Here is a 13,680-nt window from a genome sequence, read left to right as displayed (position 1 = left end):
CGGAGTGCAGCCTGGGTATCTCCGGCGTTTTTACAGCGACAATGGTTGATCTATGGCAGGACATAGCAAGTGGGCCAACATCCAGCATCGAAAGAATGCCCAGGATGCACGGCGTGGCAAGCTTTTCACCAAGTTGATCCGCGAAATCACCATCGCGGCCCGGGTCGGCGGCAGCGACGTGACCAGCAACTCGCGGCTACGGCTCGCGATCGACAAGGCCTTTGCGGCCAACATGACCCGGGATACAGTGGACCGTGCGGTCAAGCGCGGGAGCGGCGATCTGGACGGCGCCGCTCTTGAGGAAGTGCGCTACGAAGGCTATGGCCCGGGTGGCGTGGCCGTGATGGTCGAATGCATGACCGATAATCGCAATCGCACTGTGGCCGAGGTTCGGCATGCCTTCACCAAGCAGGGCGGTAACCTGGGGGCAGATGGTTCGGTTGCCTATCTGTTCAATCGGACGGGTGTGCTGAGCTACGGCCCCGAAACGGATTACGACGCGCTCATGGAGGCGGCGCTTGAGGCAGCCGCCGAGGATATCGTGCGCAGCGATGACGGGTCTTTGGACCTTCTGGTCACGCCGGATGAATTCGAGCATGCCTTGGCCGTGTTGCAAGAAGCCGGTTTCGAGCCGGCTTCGGCCGAAATCACGGAACGGGCGGCCACGAACGTCCGCGTGGAGGGCGAGGCCGCCGAAAGCGTGCTGAAGTTGCTGGAGCGTCTGGAAGATCTCGACGATGTCCAGAATGTCTATTCGAACGCCGATTTCCCCGAGGAACTGCTGGTCTGAGCGTGGACTGCTTTGAGATGCCGTTGCGCATCCTGGGCATCGATCCGGGGTCGCGCATCACCGGGTTCGGCGTAATCGACGTTCTGGCAGGCGGAAAGCTTCGTTACTGCGACAGTGGATCGATCCGGCTCGGTTCGGGGGAGATGCCGACTCGTCTCGCCGAGCTTGACGCTTCTCTGAGCGAAGTGATCGCCCAGTGGAATCCCCATGAAATCAGTCTCGAGCGGGTCTTCGTCATGCGCAACGTGGACAGTGCCTTGAAGCTGGGACAGGCGCGCGGGGTCGTTCTGTGTGCGGTCGGACGTGCGGCGCTACCGCTCGCCGAGTATGCGCCGCGTTTGGTGAAGCAGACGGTTACCGGCACCGGGGCGGCAACCAAGGAACAGATTCAGCATATGATTCGTCAGTTGCTGGGTTTGCGCGGAATCCTGGCCGCGGATGCGGCCGATGCATTGGCGCTGAGTGTCTGCCATGCGCATCAGCGGCGACGGCTCGGGGCCGGGAGCACTGCGGGAGGTTGGGGATGATCGGGCGTTTGCGGGGCGAAGTGATCGATGTCGTGCCGCCGGGCCTGGTTCTGGACGTCAGCGGCGTGGGTTACGAGGTCGAGATACCCGGCTCATTACTCGAAGGGATGCAGCCCGGCCAGACGATCATGCTGTGGACCCATCTGGTCTCGCGCGAGGATGCGCTGCAGCTGTATGGGTTTGGCAGCCGCGCGGAGCGCGCATTGTTCCGTGAGCTGATGCGCGTGAACGGGGTCGGTGCCAAGCTTGCCTTGGCACTGCTGTCGGCGTTGCCCGCTGCGCATTTGCAAGATTGTCTGGCGCGGGGGGATGCGGCGGCTTTGATGCGCGTGCCTGGAGTGGGGCGTAAAACCGCTGACCGGTTGATCATGGAATTGCGCGATCGCGTCGGGCTCTTACCGCTGGCGCCGCTCCCGCAGGCGACCAATGGCGATGGGGCGGAGCGCGGCGCGTTCGAAGATGCCTATGCGGCCCTGCTGGCTTTGGGGTACCGCCCCACCGAAGCACGTGAGCTGCTCCAATCCCTCGATCCGGCCATTACGGACAGTGAGACGCTGATTCGTCTGGCCCTGCGCTCCGCGTTTCAGTAATCGCCATGCCCATCGAACGCGACCGCCTCGTCACGCCCGCCGCGCAAGGCGGCGACGAAACCGTCGACCGCGCTCTGCGGCCACGTCAACTGGCGGACTACGTCGGGCAGGCGCCGGTGCGCAGCCAGATGGAGATCTTCATCGCAGCGGCGCGTGCACGGGAGGAAGCGCTGGACCATGTATTGCTCTTTGGGCCGCCGGGGCTCGGAAAAACCACGCTTGCCCACATCATCGCCAATGAAATGGGTGCCCGCTTGCGACAGACCGCGGGGCCGGTGCTCGAGCGGCCCGGTGATCTGGCGGCGCTGCTGACGCATCTCGAAGCCGGTGATGTGCTGTTTGTCGATGAAATTCATCGATTGCCGGCGGTCGTGGAGGAAATTCTCTATCCTGCGTTAGAGGATTATCAGCTGGATATCGTCATCGGTGAGGGGCCGGCAGCGCGTTCGATCAAGCTCGATCTGCCGCCCTTCACGCTGGTCGGCGCCACCACGCGGGCGGGTTTGCTGACCTCCCCGCTGCGGGATCGATTTGGAATCGTTCAACGGCTCGAATACTACAACGCCGAAGATCTGGCGCGCATCGTAGCTCGCTCTGCAAGCCTTTCCGGTGTCATGGTGACGTCCGAAGGCGCGGCCGAAATCGCCCGCCGGGCCCGCGGCACACCCCGCATCGCCAATCGTTTGCTGCGTCGCGTGCGCGATTTCGCCCAAGTGCGCGGCGACGGGACAGTGGACTTGGCGATTGCACGGGCTGCGCTGGATATGCTGGAGGTCGATACCCACGGACTGGATGTACTGGATCGGAAGCTGCTGGGGTGTCTGATCGAGCGCTATGACGGTGGGCCGGTCGGCATTGAAAGCTTGGCGGCCGCGTTGAGTGAGGATAAGGGGACGCTCGAGGAAGTGATCGAGCCCTACCTCATCCAGGAAGGTTTCGTGCAACGCACAGCGCGTGGCCGCATTGCCACGGCGCAGGCGCTCCTGCATTGGGGACGGACCGGAGCACCTGGACCGTTGGCATCTGACTTGTTCGATTCGCCTTGATCCGGTGTGGCTGGGAGATTTGCTATCTGTTACCGACCCCGTTCCATTCTCCGGCTGATCCTGGTCAGCTACCTGGCGGTTCTGACACCCCCGATTCTGGCGATCATCTTTGCAGTGGGCTATCTCGACGTCTTGCTCACGCAGGGTCGAACGGCCGTCTACGATTCGGTGAGAGCGGCACAGAACGGCCGCGCGCTGGTCGAGCAGGTGACGGCCATGGAGCGCAGCGCGCTGCAAACGGTGGCCTTGGAAGACCCACTGTTTCTGCAATCGTATCTGCGCGGCCGGGAGAAGCTCTACGGCAGTCTGGAGGATCTGAATCCACTCACTCGATATCCGGAATTTGCCAAGCGTGTTCAGGCGTTTCAGGCGCAGGAAACACGGATTACAGAGCGGATTCAAATCGCGCAGACGCCTCAACCGACGATCGCCGAGGTGGCCGATGAGTTCGACGATTTAAGACTGCAAGCCCGCGACATCCTTGACTACAGCGTGGTCGTCATCAATCAGGAAGTGGAAGCGATACGGCAGCAAGGGGAGCAGGCTCGCCGGACGATTATCGGAATTGCGGCGATTCAGCTTCCATTCGCGCTGATTTCGGCCATTGCCTTCACGATGTTGATCGGGCGCCCGTTGCGGCAATTGCGTCGCGCCATCGAGGCCCTGGGTGACGGGTTGTTCACACGACCCATTCGGGTTCAGGGTCCCCAGGATGTTGCCGGTGTTGGCCAGCGTCTGGATTGGCTGCGTCAACGCTTGGTGGATCTGGAAGAGCAAAAAGCCCAATTCCTGCGCCAGGTTTCGCACGAGCTCAAAACGCCACTCAGTGCGATTCGGGAGGGTACTCAGCTGTTGTCCGATGACATCGCGGGCGCGCTCAATCCCGCGCAGCGCGAAGTGCTGGATATCTTGTCGAGGAATGCTGTCCATCTGCAGCATTTGATCGAGGATATGCTCAATTTCAATATGGCCCGCAGTCACCGCCCGACCTTGAATCCCCGCCCGGTTGACCTCGCTGGGTTGTTGACGGGATTGATGCAGGACCACAAGCCAGCCTTGATGAGCAAAAACCTGAATCTTCAGACGCATTTCGAGCGGGTGTCTTTGATTGCAGACGAGGGGAAACTAAAAACGGTTATCGATAACATGCTGTCGAATGCCGTCAAGTTTTCGCCTCGAGGAGGGACGCTGTGGGTCGATTGCAGTCATGAGGGAAGCGAGATATGGGTCGATGTCCGTGATGAGGGGCCGGGAATCCCCGAGGACGAGCGGGACCGGATTTTCGAGGCATTTTTCCAGGGAAGTACAGCGCTTTCAGCAGGTAGTGTGGTGAAGGGTTCAGGAATCGGACTGGCGATTGCGCAAGAATTCGCTCATGCCCATGGCGGACGGATCGAGGTGCGTCCGTCGCCTGGGCGAGGCGCATGGCTGCGTCTGCGCATTCCCGGGGGAAACGTGACATGAAGCGACTGATCCCGCCGGGGGTGGCTGCAATGGCGATTGTTCTTGGAGGTTGCGCGGCGATCTCGCGGGATCACTACGTCGAGCCGCTCGTCGTGCCGGTGTCGGTTGGCGGGGCGCAGCTATCGATGCGTCAATGGATGGATCGATATCAAGAGCTGATGGCAATGCCGCTCAGCGAGGCACGCCGGCATTACAAAACACGGCGCAGCGAGCTGGAAACGTTCGAATGTGGGGTTGGGGGGGTCGAGATCCTGATGCTCTTGACTCGTCCGGATTTCGGAACGAGCGGAGAGTTCTCGGCCAATGGAAACCTGCTCAAGGGATGCGAGGACAAACCGGGTTGGCGCGACTCCGATGTTGGTGTTTTGGTGCCGATATTGCTCAGGCAGGCTGAGCTACAGGCACGGCAGTCCGCCCGGGAACGGGCGGCTAATCGGGAGCTCGCTGAACTTCGCCGGCAAATCCAGGCTCTGAAAGAGGTCGAACGCTCCCTGCAGCGATGATGGTTTCCGATGGGATGCCAGATGACTCAATCATAGGATCTATCCAGCACCATGTCTCAACCTGCCCGTATTTTGCTTGTCGACGATGATCTCAGTCTGCTGCGGCTGCTTTCCCTGCGCCTGGAAGCTGCAGGATTCGAGGTGATGCCTGTTGAGAACGGAGAATTGGCGCTGGGCAGCTTGCCTGGATTCAGGCCCGACTTGTTGATCACCGATCTGCGCATGGACGGCATGGACGGCATGGCCTTGTTCGAGCAGGTGCATCGCCGTCATCCTTTCCTTCCGGTGATCATCCTGACTGCGCACGGCACCATCCCCGAGGCTGTGCAAGCTACGAAGAAAGGCGTATTCAGTTTTGTAACCAAGCCATTCGAAAGCCGGGAATTGCTGGAGCAGATTCAGCAGGCGCTGGAGCAGTCTCGGCTGAGCGAATCGATGTCGGGATGTGGAAACGATCAGCAATGGCGCGCGGGCATCATCACGCGCAACGCGGCAATGGAGGAATTGCTGAGTCGGGCTTATCGGGTGGCAGGCGGCGATGCGAGTGTCTTTATCGAAGGCGAGAGCGGGACGGGCAAGGAACTGCTGGCCAAGGCCATCCACCGCGCCAGTCCCCGGGCCGAGGGCCCTTTCATTGCGGTCAATTGTGGAGCAATTCCCGAGAATCTGCTCGAATCGGAGTTGTTCGGTCATCGTCGGGGCGCATTTACCGGCGCCGTGCAGGATCATCAAGGGCTATTCGTTTCGGCCAGCGGGGGCACGCTGTTTCTCGACGAGATCGGCGACATGCCCATGCCCCTGCAGGTCAAGTTGCTGCGGGTGCTGCAGGAGCGCGAAGTGCGGCCAGTCGGTGCAACGCGTCCGATTCCCGTGGATGTCCGCATCATTTCCGCGACACATCGGAATCTGGAAGAGGAAATGAAATCCAGCCGGTTCCGTGAAGATCTGTATTACCGGCTGAATGTGGTGACCCTGTCCTTACCTCCCCTCAATCATCGGCGTGATGACATTCCGCTTCTCGCTGAATACTTCAGGGAGAGCTTGGCGCAACGCTACCAGAAATCGATCACCGGATTTTCACGCAGTGCCATGGAGCTGCTGATGACGGCCGACTGGACCGGCAACGTGCGCCAGCTCTACAACGTCGTCGAGCAAGCGGTGGCCTTGAGTCCGGCGCCGCAGATCCAGGTTGGCCTGCTGCAGGATGCGATCAAGGATCGGGCCGACGACATCATTCCATTCGCCGATGCCCGGCGCCAGTTCGAGTTGGACTACCTGATCGGCCTGCTGCAGATGACGCGTGGGAATGTGACGCAGGCTGCGCGCCTTGCGGGCCGGAACCGAACCGAGTTCTACAAGCTTCTGCATCGTCATGCATTGGATCCGGCTCAATTCAAGGACTGAGCGACGTCTTCATTCGGAGACAGATCATTTTGCATGAAATTCAACTAGATGGCGTTATTGGCGTCGATCCTCGTCTCTGTTTGGAGACCCCCTGATCGGAATTCTGGATATGGCTTTTCGTAATCGCCTGATTTTGTTGAGTGCGGCGTTTTGGCCCGATAATTGAAATTCTCAATTTCGGCGATGGTCGATGGATTTTGGCTCACCCGATCATCGCGAAGTCCTGCTACCGGCAGCGAGGTTGTCGGCAACAGGTGTTTCAGACTCCCCCTTATTTGCCCCCGCTTGCGGGGGTTTTTTTTGGATGCCACCTGAAGATGGTATCGGTGAGGGGGATGCAGGAGTCATGACATGCCTCATGATTCTGATATATTTGTCGCGTTTTTCCGGCCGATGTGGCCGGGCAATGATGGAAAGAGTGTTTGCGCGAGTTTTCCTGGCCCGTTCGGGTGTATTACGAAGATACCGATGCGGGCGGTGTGGTCTATCACGCACGCTATCTCAACCTGCTCGAGCGAGCGCGGACGGAATGGCTGCGGAGTTTGGGGATCGAGCAGGATCAGCTGATGTCCGAATCCGGTTTGATGTTCGTCGTGAGTCGCGTTGCCATCGACTATCTTCGTCCGGCCCGATTCAATCAACAGATGAACGTCACCGTATCGCCCCTGCCGCTCCACGGGGCGCGCATGACCCTGCGGCAAGAAGTTCGTGATCGCCACGGACTCAGTCATTGCCGCGCGGAAGTGGTGGTCGTTTGCGTTCGCGTATCGGATCTGAAACCTGTTCGTCTGCCCCGGTTTTTGCAAGAGGAATTGTCCAATGGACACCGCTAGCCCTGAAACGTCGATTGTTTCCCTGATCCTCCAGGCCAGTGTGCTGGTGCAGATGGTCATGGCCCTTCTGCTGTTGGCCTCGCTGTTTTCATGGTATGTGATTTTCAGAAAGCGTTCTCAGTTGGCCAATGCCCGCCGCTTGAGCCGAACGTTCGAAGATCGCTTCTGGTCCGGAATGGAGCTTGGGGAATTGTTTCGACAAGCCAGCCGCGAACGCGTTCGAGAAGGGCTGGCCAGCGTTTTTGTTGCCGGGTTCGGCGAATATGTTCGTTTACGCCAGCAACCCAATCCGAACCCTGAAGAATGCATCCAGGCCGCCAATCGGGCCATGCGTGCAGCGCAGTTAAGGGAAACCGAGCGGCTCGAAGAACACCTTCCGAGTCTGGCCACGATCGGATCGGTGACACCCTACGTCGGCCTGTTTGGGACAGTCTGGGGAATCATGCATTCCTTTCAGGGATTGGCGAAGGTTCAACAGGCCACCTTGAGCATGGTGGCGCCAGGGATATCCGAGGCGCTCATCGCGACGGCGATGGGTTTGTTCGCGGCCATTCCGGCGGTCGTGGCCTATAACCGCTATGCTGCCCAGATTGGCGTGCTGGTGACCCAGATGGATGGGTTCCGTGACGAGTTCTCCAATATTCTGCAACGCAATCTGTCTCCGGCCGGAGAGGGAAGCCGTAAGCTTGCCGGCGCCGACGCCCCCTGAACCTGTGCCCGGAGGACACATCCCATGGCTCAACTGACGGGTAAGCGTGGTTTGATCGGCGAAATGAACGTCGTGCCCTACATCGACGTTATGCTCGTGCTGCTGATCATTTTCATGGCGACTACGCCGCTTTTGTCGCGTGGCGTTCAGGTTGATTTGCCCAAGGCGGACGCCAAGCCGATGACGCTCGAGGATCTGGAAGACAAGAAGCCGGTCATTCTGAGCGTGGACGCGGAAGGTCAGATGTACCTGAACCTGGTTGATGGTGGTGAGCGCGTGGTAGACGAAGACACCATTCTTGCAGAAGTCAGTGCGGTACTGGCAGAGCGCCAGGACAACCCCGTTCTGGTCCAGGGCGATCATACGGTTGATTACGGCCGAGTCGTCCAGGCGATGGTCATCCTGCAACAGGCGGGTGCACCGAATGTCGGTCTCATGACTGATCCACCACCTGAGTCTGATCGACGGCGCCGCTGATGAGCGATCGGGACACGCATCTTTCCAGCCCGGCTGACAAACCGAGCCGATTTCGGTATTGGGCGCTTTCGCTCGGTTTGCATGGCGCTCTCGTCGTAATCTTTGCCGTGATCGCAATATGGCCGCGCCCGCGTCCGGTCCAGCCAAGTGGCGGCCCGATCATCCAGGCGAATCTCGTCGATATGCGCGAGGTCAATCGTCAGGCGATCAATCGCCAAGAGGCGCGGGAACGTGCCGAAGCGCAGGCTAAGGCAGAGGCCAACCGTCGAGATGCGGAGGCCAAAGCCGAGGCGGCAGAACGCGAGAAAGCGGCGGCGGAGGCCGAGGCCGAGGCGAGAACGAAGGCCGAGGCGGCGCGCCGGAAGGCCGAGGCAGATGCTAAGGCCAAAGCCGAGGCGGCAGCGCGCGAGAAAGCGGCGGCTGAGGCCAAGGCGAAGGCGAAGGCGGAGACCGAAGCGAAAGCGAAGGCCGAGGCGGCGCGCCGGAAAGCCGAGGCAGATGCTAAGGCCAAAGCCGAGGCGGCAGCGCGTGAGAAAGCGGCGGCTGAGGCCAAGGCGGAGGCCGAGGCGAAAGCGAAGGAAGAGGCAGCACGCCAGAAGGCTGAGGCAGCGGCTCGCGAGAAAGCGGCGGCTGAGGCCAAGGCGGAGGCCGAGGCGAAAGCGAAGGAAGAGGCAGCGCGCCAGAAGGCTGAGGCAGCGGCTCGCGAGAAGGCGGCAGCCGAAGCCAAAGCCAAGGCGGAGGCCGAAGCACGGGCAAGAGCAGAGCAGGCTGCACGTGAAGCGGCAATGCGCGCAGAATTGGCGGCGGAGCAGGCTGCAAGAGATGCGGCCCTGCGTGCGGATCTATTGTCTCGGTATGTCGGCGCGTTGTCGCAGGCGGTGAAGCGTAATTGGATTCGACCACCCGTAGCCGATACGCTTGGAAACTTCAGATGCGAGTTGCGCGTTTCACAGACGCCAACCGGTCAGGTGACTTCGGCTCGCGTGGTGAAGAGTTGTGGTGATCCGATTCTGGATCGTTCCATTGAGCAGGCTGTGTTTCGGGCATCGCCCTTGCCGGCGCCTCCTCCGGAGTTGGTGGACCAGACCCGGGATCTGCTTTTTACGTTTAAACCCTGAGGGTAAAAAATGAGCACAGTGAAGCAGTGGACGGCATGGGCGGCGTTGCTGCTGCTGATGTCAATGCCGGTATTCGGTGAGCCATTGCGCATCGAGATCACCGAAGGGGTGAGTAGCGCCCTGCCGATTGCCATCGTGCCCTTTGCCGGCGCGGCTCAGGCGCCTGGTGCTCCCGTACATTCGATCGTGGATGCGGATCTGAGTCGGAGCGGGCGGTTCGATACCCTGCCGACGGGTGAGATGCCTCAGCAGCCAAGCAGTCTGGATCAGGTGAATTTCGCTGCTTGGCGGACGACGGGCGTCACCTATGCGGCGGTGGGCCAGGTGATCCCGCAGGGCAGCAGCAGCTACATGATCCGTTTCCTGATCGTCGATGTGCCGCGAGGGCAGCAGTTGGCGGCCTTTCAGGTCCCCGCCTCGGCGGATGACATGCGTAGCGCAGCGCATCGGGTCAGTGACCTTATCTATGAACAGTTGCTCGGCGAACGTGGCGCCTTCAATACACGCATTGCTTATGTGAGCGTCCCCAATCGACCGCGCGTGGGCCAACCGTCCGAGTATCTGCTGATGGTATCGGACGCCGACGGTGAAAACAGTCGAACGGTCCTGAAATCCAAAGAGCCGCTGATGTCCCCGGTATGGTCGCCCGATGGCCGCCAGCTCGCATATGTCTCTTTCGAGACAGGGCGTTCGCAGATCTTTTCGCAGGACCTGGCAACCGGAAAGCGGCGGGTCCTGTCCTCGAAACCGGGAATCAATGGGGCACCAAGCTGGTCGCCCGATGGTCGGTCGATCGCCATTGCCCTGTCCGATGGCCCGAATACGCACATCCATCTGATGGACCTGGAGAGCGGCAGCCTGCGTCAGATCACGCAAGGCGCGGCCATCAATACCGAGCCGGATTGGTCACCCGATGGGACCAAGCTGCTGTTTACATCCGATCGGGGTGGACGACCCCAGATCTACGAAATGAATCGGGACGGTGGGCAGGTGCGGCGGCTCACCTATCAGGGCAGCTACAACGCACGAGCGCGTTACAGCCCCGATGGCAAGTCGATCGTCATGGTTCAGGGGGGCAGCTCGTTCCGGATTGCGATTCAGGATTTGCAATCGGGAACGGTGCGGGTTCTGAGTCAGGGACCAGAGGACGAATCGCCCAGCTTCGCACCTAACGGCGCCATGATAATCTATGCCAGCCAGTACGGTGGCAATGGGGTTTTGTCGACGGTTTCCTTCGACGGCAAGGTGCGCCAGCGTGTGGCGGGCCGCGGGGATATCCGCGAGGCGGCGTGGTCGCCTTTCCGGCCGCGCTGAAACGGTAGTCAAGTCAACATCAATGATGTTCTGGAGTGAGAGGGTTATGGGGCGATTTCCAAAGTGGATCGTGGTGGGTATGGCGGTGCTGGCATTGGCGGGATGCGCGGGCAGTGCCAAGAAATCCTCGAAGGGGGCAGTGGCCGGAGACGAGTGGGCCGCGGCTGCCGGTGGTGCCGAAACGAGTCCGTTGGGTGAAGGCGGTGGCTTGCGAGGCGACGAATGGGGGTCGGTCCAAGGCGTCAATGCCGGCAATAGCGGCTATGGTTCGCCCAACGACCCGCGCGCGGCAAACCTCCAGTCCCAGGTGATTTACTTCGAGTACGACAGTAGTGTCGTGGCACCCGCGTATCTGGACGTGGTTCGGGCCCACGGTGAGTATCTCAAGAACAATCCGGCCACGCGTGCCAATCTGGAAGGGCATACCGATGAGCGGGGGTCGCGTGAGTACAATATCGCGCTGGGTCAGCGCCGTAGCGATGCCGTAATGAACCTGCTCATTGCTCAGGGTGTGCAGCCGTCGCAGTTGTCTTCGGTGAGTTTCGGCGAGGAAAAGCCCGCCGTTTACGGCAGTGGTGAGGACGCGTGGTCGAAGAACCGGCGTGTTGAGATCCGGTACGCCCAGTGACGATCCGCAAGCCTTGATCTTGGCCAGGGATCTTGGTGCTTTCGATTGTGCGAATTGCGACCGATGATTGGAATGTTTGGGGAGTTCGATAATGACCAAGATGCGGATATGGGGCGTGATGCTCGCGGGTGCTGGAACCCTGGCTGGCTGCGCGCCCATGCCACCCCAATCCCAGGATGATCCGATTGCCTATCGTCTCAACCAGCTTGAAGGTCGGGTGGAGAAGCTTGAGGGGGGGCAGACCAGCTCGCCCACATTGGACGTGGTGTCCAACCAGCAGCAGATCCAGGAAGATCTGCGCCAGCTCAAGGGTGTGGTCGAACAACAGGCTTACCAGCTGCAGGTTCAGGAGCAGAAGCTCAACCAGCTGACAACGACCCCTGCCGCCCCTCCGTTTACGCCGGGGGGAACGAACTCGGGGCTTGAGCAGGGACAGCCGACTTCGATGGCGCCGGCTCCGCAGGAGACACCGCCCGCTCCGGTTCCGGTCACCACGGCACCGCCGGTGGCGGGCGAGCAGGCCAATTATGATGTCGCGTTCAATCTGCTCAAGGAAGGACGTTATCCTCAGGCTGCAGAGGCCTTTGGTCAGTTTCTGCAGCAATATCCGTCCAGCCGCCTTGCGCCAAACGCGCAGTACTGGCTGGGTGAAGCGGAGTACGTCGGGCGCCAGTTCGATACGGCATTGGGAAATTTCCGCAAAGTCGTCGAGCAGTATCCGGGGAATCCTAAGGTCCCGGACGCATTGCTCAAGATTGGCTATATTCACGCGGAGAAGCAGCAATGGGCCGAAGCGAAGTCCGCCTTGGATCGGGTGATTCGTGAATTCCCGCAAAGTGGTGCCGCGGATTTGGCGCGCCAACGCCTCAACCGGCTGCAACGGGAAGGCCAGATCTCCGGGTGAAGACAGCGCACGCGCGGCTGGATCAACACCTGCGGGTCAGCGAGATCTTCTACTCGTTGCAGGGCGAGGCCGACAGTGTGGGGTGGCCGACGGTTTTTATCCGCCTGACCGGGTGCCCGCTGCGGTGCAGCTATTGCGACACGAGTTACGCTTTCCATGGTGGAACGACGATTGCCATCGCCGATGTCTTGACGGAAGTGGCTCGTTATCCCGTACGACATGTCTGCGTTACCGGGGGAGAGCCATTGGCGCAGGGCGATGCGTGCCGTGCCTTGTTGGCGGCTTTATGTGAGCGCCGTCATGTGGTTTCGCTGGAAACCTCCGGCGCACTGTCCATTGCTGGAATCGATTCACGGGTGAGTCGCGTCGTCGATGTCAAGTCCCCGGGATCCGGGGAGATGGATCGCAACCATTGGAGCAATCTGGATTTGCTCACGGAGCGCGATCAGCTCAAGTTCGTTCTGTGTGATCGCCGGGATTATGAATGGGCGATGGGGCAGGTGACGGAGCGAGCGCTCGCTTCGCGGTGCATGGTCTGGTTTTCGCCGGTGCACGGCCGGCTCGATCCTCGCCGGCTGGCGGAGTGGCTGCTTGAAGACGGGTTGCCGGTGAGAATGCAGATCCAACTGCATAAATTGCTCTGGGGCGAGGCACCGGGGCACTGATCCGGTGGATGCATCATGACCCGATCTGCGATTGTCCTGTTGTCCGGTGGTCTTGATTCGGCGACCACGCTGGCTTTGGCAAAGCAACAAGGCTTTGACTGTGCTGCGCTGAGCTTCGCTTACGGCCAGCGCCATGATGCGGAGCTCGCGGCGGCGGCGCGCGTCGCGGCCCATGCCGGGGTAAGCGTCCACCGAACGGTGACACTGGATCTGGCTGCCTTTGGCGGATCGGCGCTGACCGATTCTTCGATCGCGGTGCCGACGGCGCCATCCAGCGGCATTCCGATCACCTATGTTCCGGCGCGCAATACCGTGTTTCTCGCCCATGCCTTGGCGTGGGCCGAAGTACTGCCGGCCCGTGATCTGTTTATCGGTGTCAACGCGGTGGATTATTCCGGCTACCCGGATTGCCGTCCGGCTTTCATCGAGGCCTTCGAACGGCTGGCGAACCTGGCGACCCGAGCGGGAGTCGAGGGAAGTCCTTTTCGGGTTCACGCACCGCTCATCCACTGGTCCAAAGCTGAGATCATTCAGCGAGGGGTCGCACTCGGTGTGGATTTCAGCATGACGGTATCCTGCTATCAGGCCGACACATCCGGTGCTGCCTGTGGTCTTTGTGATGCGTGCCGTCTGCGCGCGTCCGGCTTTGCCGAGGCCGGGATCGACGATCCAACCCGATATTGGACTTGAGGTTTGCCCTTGTCATTT

16 protein-coding genes are annotated in these 13,680 nt (G+C 60.6%); all 16 read left to right on the top strand.

Translation table 11 applies throughout. The features are described 5' to 3' along the window. Positions 1–52: 52 nt before the first annotated feature. The 16 genes from E4680_RS08835 (at position 53) to queC (ending at position 13,662) form a co-directional block, all read left to right on the top strand. The gene (locus tag E4680_RS08835; protein WP_135282043.1) at positions 53–790 is read left to right on the top strand and encodes a YebC/PmpR family DNA-binding transcriptional regulator; all 738 of its coding nucleotides are present in this window, start codon (positions 53–55) and stop codon (positions 788–790) included. 23 nt (positions 791–813) lie between these two features. Continuing rightward, entirely contained in the window at positions 814–1,317 is a 504-nt protein-coding gene (gene ruvC / locus E4680_RS08830) for a crossover junction endodeoxyribonuclease RuvC (RefSeq protein WP_422666672.1), read from the top strand. Continuing rightward, positions 1,314–1,907, top strand: a complete 594-nt coding sequence (ruvA, locus tag E4680_RS08825; RefSeq protein ID WP_135282041.1) for a Holliday junction branch migration protein RuvA — start codon at positions 1,314–1,316, stop codon at positions 1,905–1,907. Before ruvC ends, ruvA begins: the two co-directional genes overlap by 4 nt. Positions 1,908–1,912: 5 nt before the next feature. Beyond that, a complete protein-coding gene (gene ruvB / locus E4680_RS08820; RefSeq protein ID WP_135282040.1) occupies positions 1,913–2,953 on the top strand; it encodes a Holliday junction branch migration DNA helicase RuvB in 1,041 nt (346 codons plus the stop codon). 6 nt (positions 2,954–2,959) lie between these two features. Then, the gene (locus E4680_RS08815) at positions 2,960–4,417 is read left to right on the top strand and encodes a HAMP domain-containing sensor histidine kinase (RefSeq protein ID WP_135282039.1); all 1,458 of its coding nucleotides are present in this window, start codon (positions 2,960–2,962) and stop codon (positions 4,415–4,417) included. After that, positions 4,414–4,920, top strand: a complete 507-nt coding sequence (locus E4680_RS08810; protein ID WP_135282038.1) for a hypothetical protein — start codon at positions 4,414–4,416, stop codon at positions 4,918–4,920. The genes E4680_RS08815 and E4680_RS08810 overlap by 4 nt, the downstream gene beginning before the upstream one ends. A 51-nt stretch (positions 4,921–4,971) precedes the next feature. Then, positions 4,972–6,324 carry a sigma 54-interacting transcriptional regulator gene (locus E4680_RS08805; protein ID WP_135282037.1) on the top strand — a complete coding sequence of 451 codons (1,353 nt, stop codon included), beginning with the start codon at positions 4,972–4,974 and terminating at the stop codon, positions 6,322–6,324. 422 nt (positions 6,325–6,746) lie between these two features. Then, complete coding sequence (gene ybgC, locus E4680_RS08800; protein ID WP_135282036.1) at positions 6,747–7,157, top strand: tol-pal system-associated acyl-CoA thioesterase; 411 nt, start codon at positions 6,747–6,749, stop codon at positions 7,155–7,157. Continuing rightward, entirely contained in the window at positions 7,144–7,866 is a 723-nt protein-coding gene (gene tolQ / locus E4680_RS08795; protein ID WP_135282035.1) for a protein TolQ, read from the top strand. The genes ybgC and tolQ overlap by 14 nt, the downstream gene beginning before the upstream one ends. Before the next feature lie 24 nt (positions 7,867–7,890). Next, positions 7,891–8,343: a protein TolR gene (tolR, locus tag E4680_RS08790; protein WP_135282034.1), complete on the top strand. Its 453-nt coding sequence runs from the start codon at positions 7,891–7,893 to the stop codon at positions 8,341–8,343. After that, positions 8,343–9,461, top strand: coding sequence for a cell envelope integrity protein TolA (gene tolA / locus E4680_RS14545; protein ID WP_135282033.1), 1,119 nt, complete (start codon positions 8,343–8,345; stop codon positions 9,459–9,461). Before tolR ends, tolA begins: the two co-directional genes overlap by 1 nt. Positions 9,462–9,470: 9 nt before the next feature. Then, positions 9,471–10,775 carry a Tol-Pal system beta propeller repeat protein TolB gene (gene tolB / locus E4680_RS08780; RefSeq protein ID WP_135282032.1) on the top strand — a complete coding sequence of 435 codons (1,305 nt, stop codon included), beginning with the start codon at positions 9,471–9,473 and terminating at the stop codon, positions 10,773–10,775. 46 nt (positions 10,776–10,821) lie between these two features. Then, positions 10,822–11,403, top strand: coding sequence for a peptidoglycan-associated lipoprotein Pal (pal, locus tag E4680_RS08775; protein ID WP_167792456.1), 582 nt, complete (start codon positions 10,822–10,824; stop codon positions 11,401–11,403). 91 nt (positions 11,404–11,494) lie between these two features. Beyond that, a complete protein-coding gene (gene ybgF / locus E4680_RS08770) occupies positions 11,495–12,307 on the top strand; it encodes a tol-pal system protein YbgF (protein ID WP_135282030.1) in 813 nt (270 codons plus the stop codon). Then, positions 12,304–12,972, top strand: coding sequence for a 7-carboxy-7-deazaguanine synthase QueE (gene queE, locus E4680_RS08765; protein WP_135282029.1), 669 nt, complete (start codon positions 12,304–12,306; stop codon positions 12,970–12,972). The genes ybgF and queE overlap by 4 nt, the downstream gene beginning before the upstream one ends. 15 nt (positions 12,973–12,987) lie before the next feature. After that, the gene (gene queC, locus E4680_RS08760; RefSeq protein ID WP_135282028.1) at positions 12,988–13,662 is read left to right on the top strand and encodes a 7-cyano-7-deazaguanine synthase QueC; all 675 of its coding nucleotides are present in this window, start codon (positions 12,988–12,990) and stop codon (positions 13,660–13,662) included. The last annotated feature ends 18 nt before the right edge of the window (positions 13,663–13,680 follow it).

Origin of the sequence: Candidatus Macondimonas diazotrophica, assembly GCF_004684205.1 — a bacterium.
Lineage (GTDB): Bacteria > Pseudomonadota > Gammaproteobacteria > UBA5335 > UBA5335 > Macondimonas > Macondimonas diazotrophica.
The sequence above is the reverse complement of the archived record's forward strand: the minus strand, read 5'-3'. Positions and strand labels throughout refer to the sequence as shown.

Coding starts and splice junctions, on each gene's coding strand:
- tolA (WP_135282033.1), top strand. CDS start 8,343: ATGAGCGATCGGGACACGCATCTTTCCAGCCCGGCTGACAAACCGAGC.
- ybgF (WP_135282030.1), top strand. CDS start 11,495: ATGACCAAGATGCGGATATGGGGCGTGATGCTCGCGGGTGCTGGAACC.
- tolB (WP_135282032.1), top strand. CDS start 9,471: ATGAGCACAGTGAAGCAGTGGACGGCATGGGCGGCGTTGCTGCTGCTG.
- ruvA (WP_135282041.1), top strand. CDS start 1,314: ATGATCGGGCGTTTGCGGGGCGAAGTGATCGATGTCGTGCCGCCGGGC.
- tolQ (WP_135282035.1), top strand. CDS start 7,144: ATGGACACCGCTAGCCCTGAAACGTCGATTGTTTCCCTGATCCTCCAG.
- queC (WP_135282028.1), top strand. CDS start 12,988: ATGACCCGATCTGCGATTGTCCTGTTGTCCGGTGGTCTTGATTCGGCG.
- E4680_RS08805 (WP_135282037.1), top strand. CDS start 4,972: ATGTCTCAACCTGCCCGTATTTTGCTTGTCGACGATGATCTCAGTCTG.
- pal (WP_167792456.1), top strand. CDS start 10,822: ATGGGGCGATTTCCAAAGTGGATCGTGGTGGGTATGGCGGTGCTGGCA.
- tolR (WP_135282034.1), top strand. CDS start 7,891: ATGGCTCAACTGACGGGTAAGCGTGGTTTGATCGGCGAAATGAACGTC.
- ruvB (WP_135282040.1), top strand. CDS start 1,913: ATGCCCATCGAACGCGACCGCCTCGTCACGCCCGCCGCGCAAGGCGGC.
- E4680_RS08810 (WP_135282038.1), top strand. CDS start 4,414: ATGAAGCGACTGATCCCGCCGGGGGTGGCTGCAATGGCGATTGTTCTT.
- E4680_RS08835 (WP_135282043.1), top strand. CDS start 53: ATGGCAGGACATAGCAAGTGGGCCAACATCCAGCATCGAAAGAATGCC.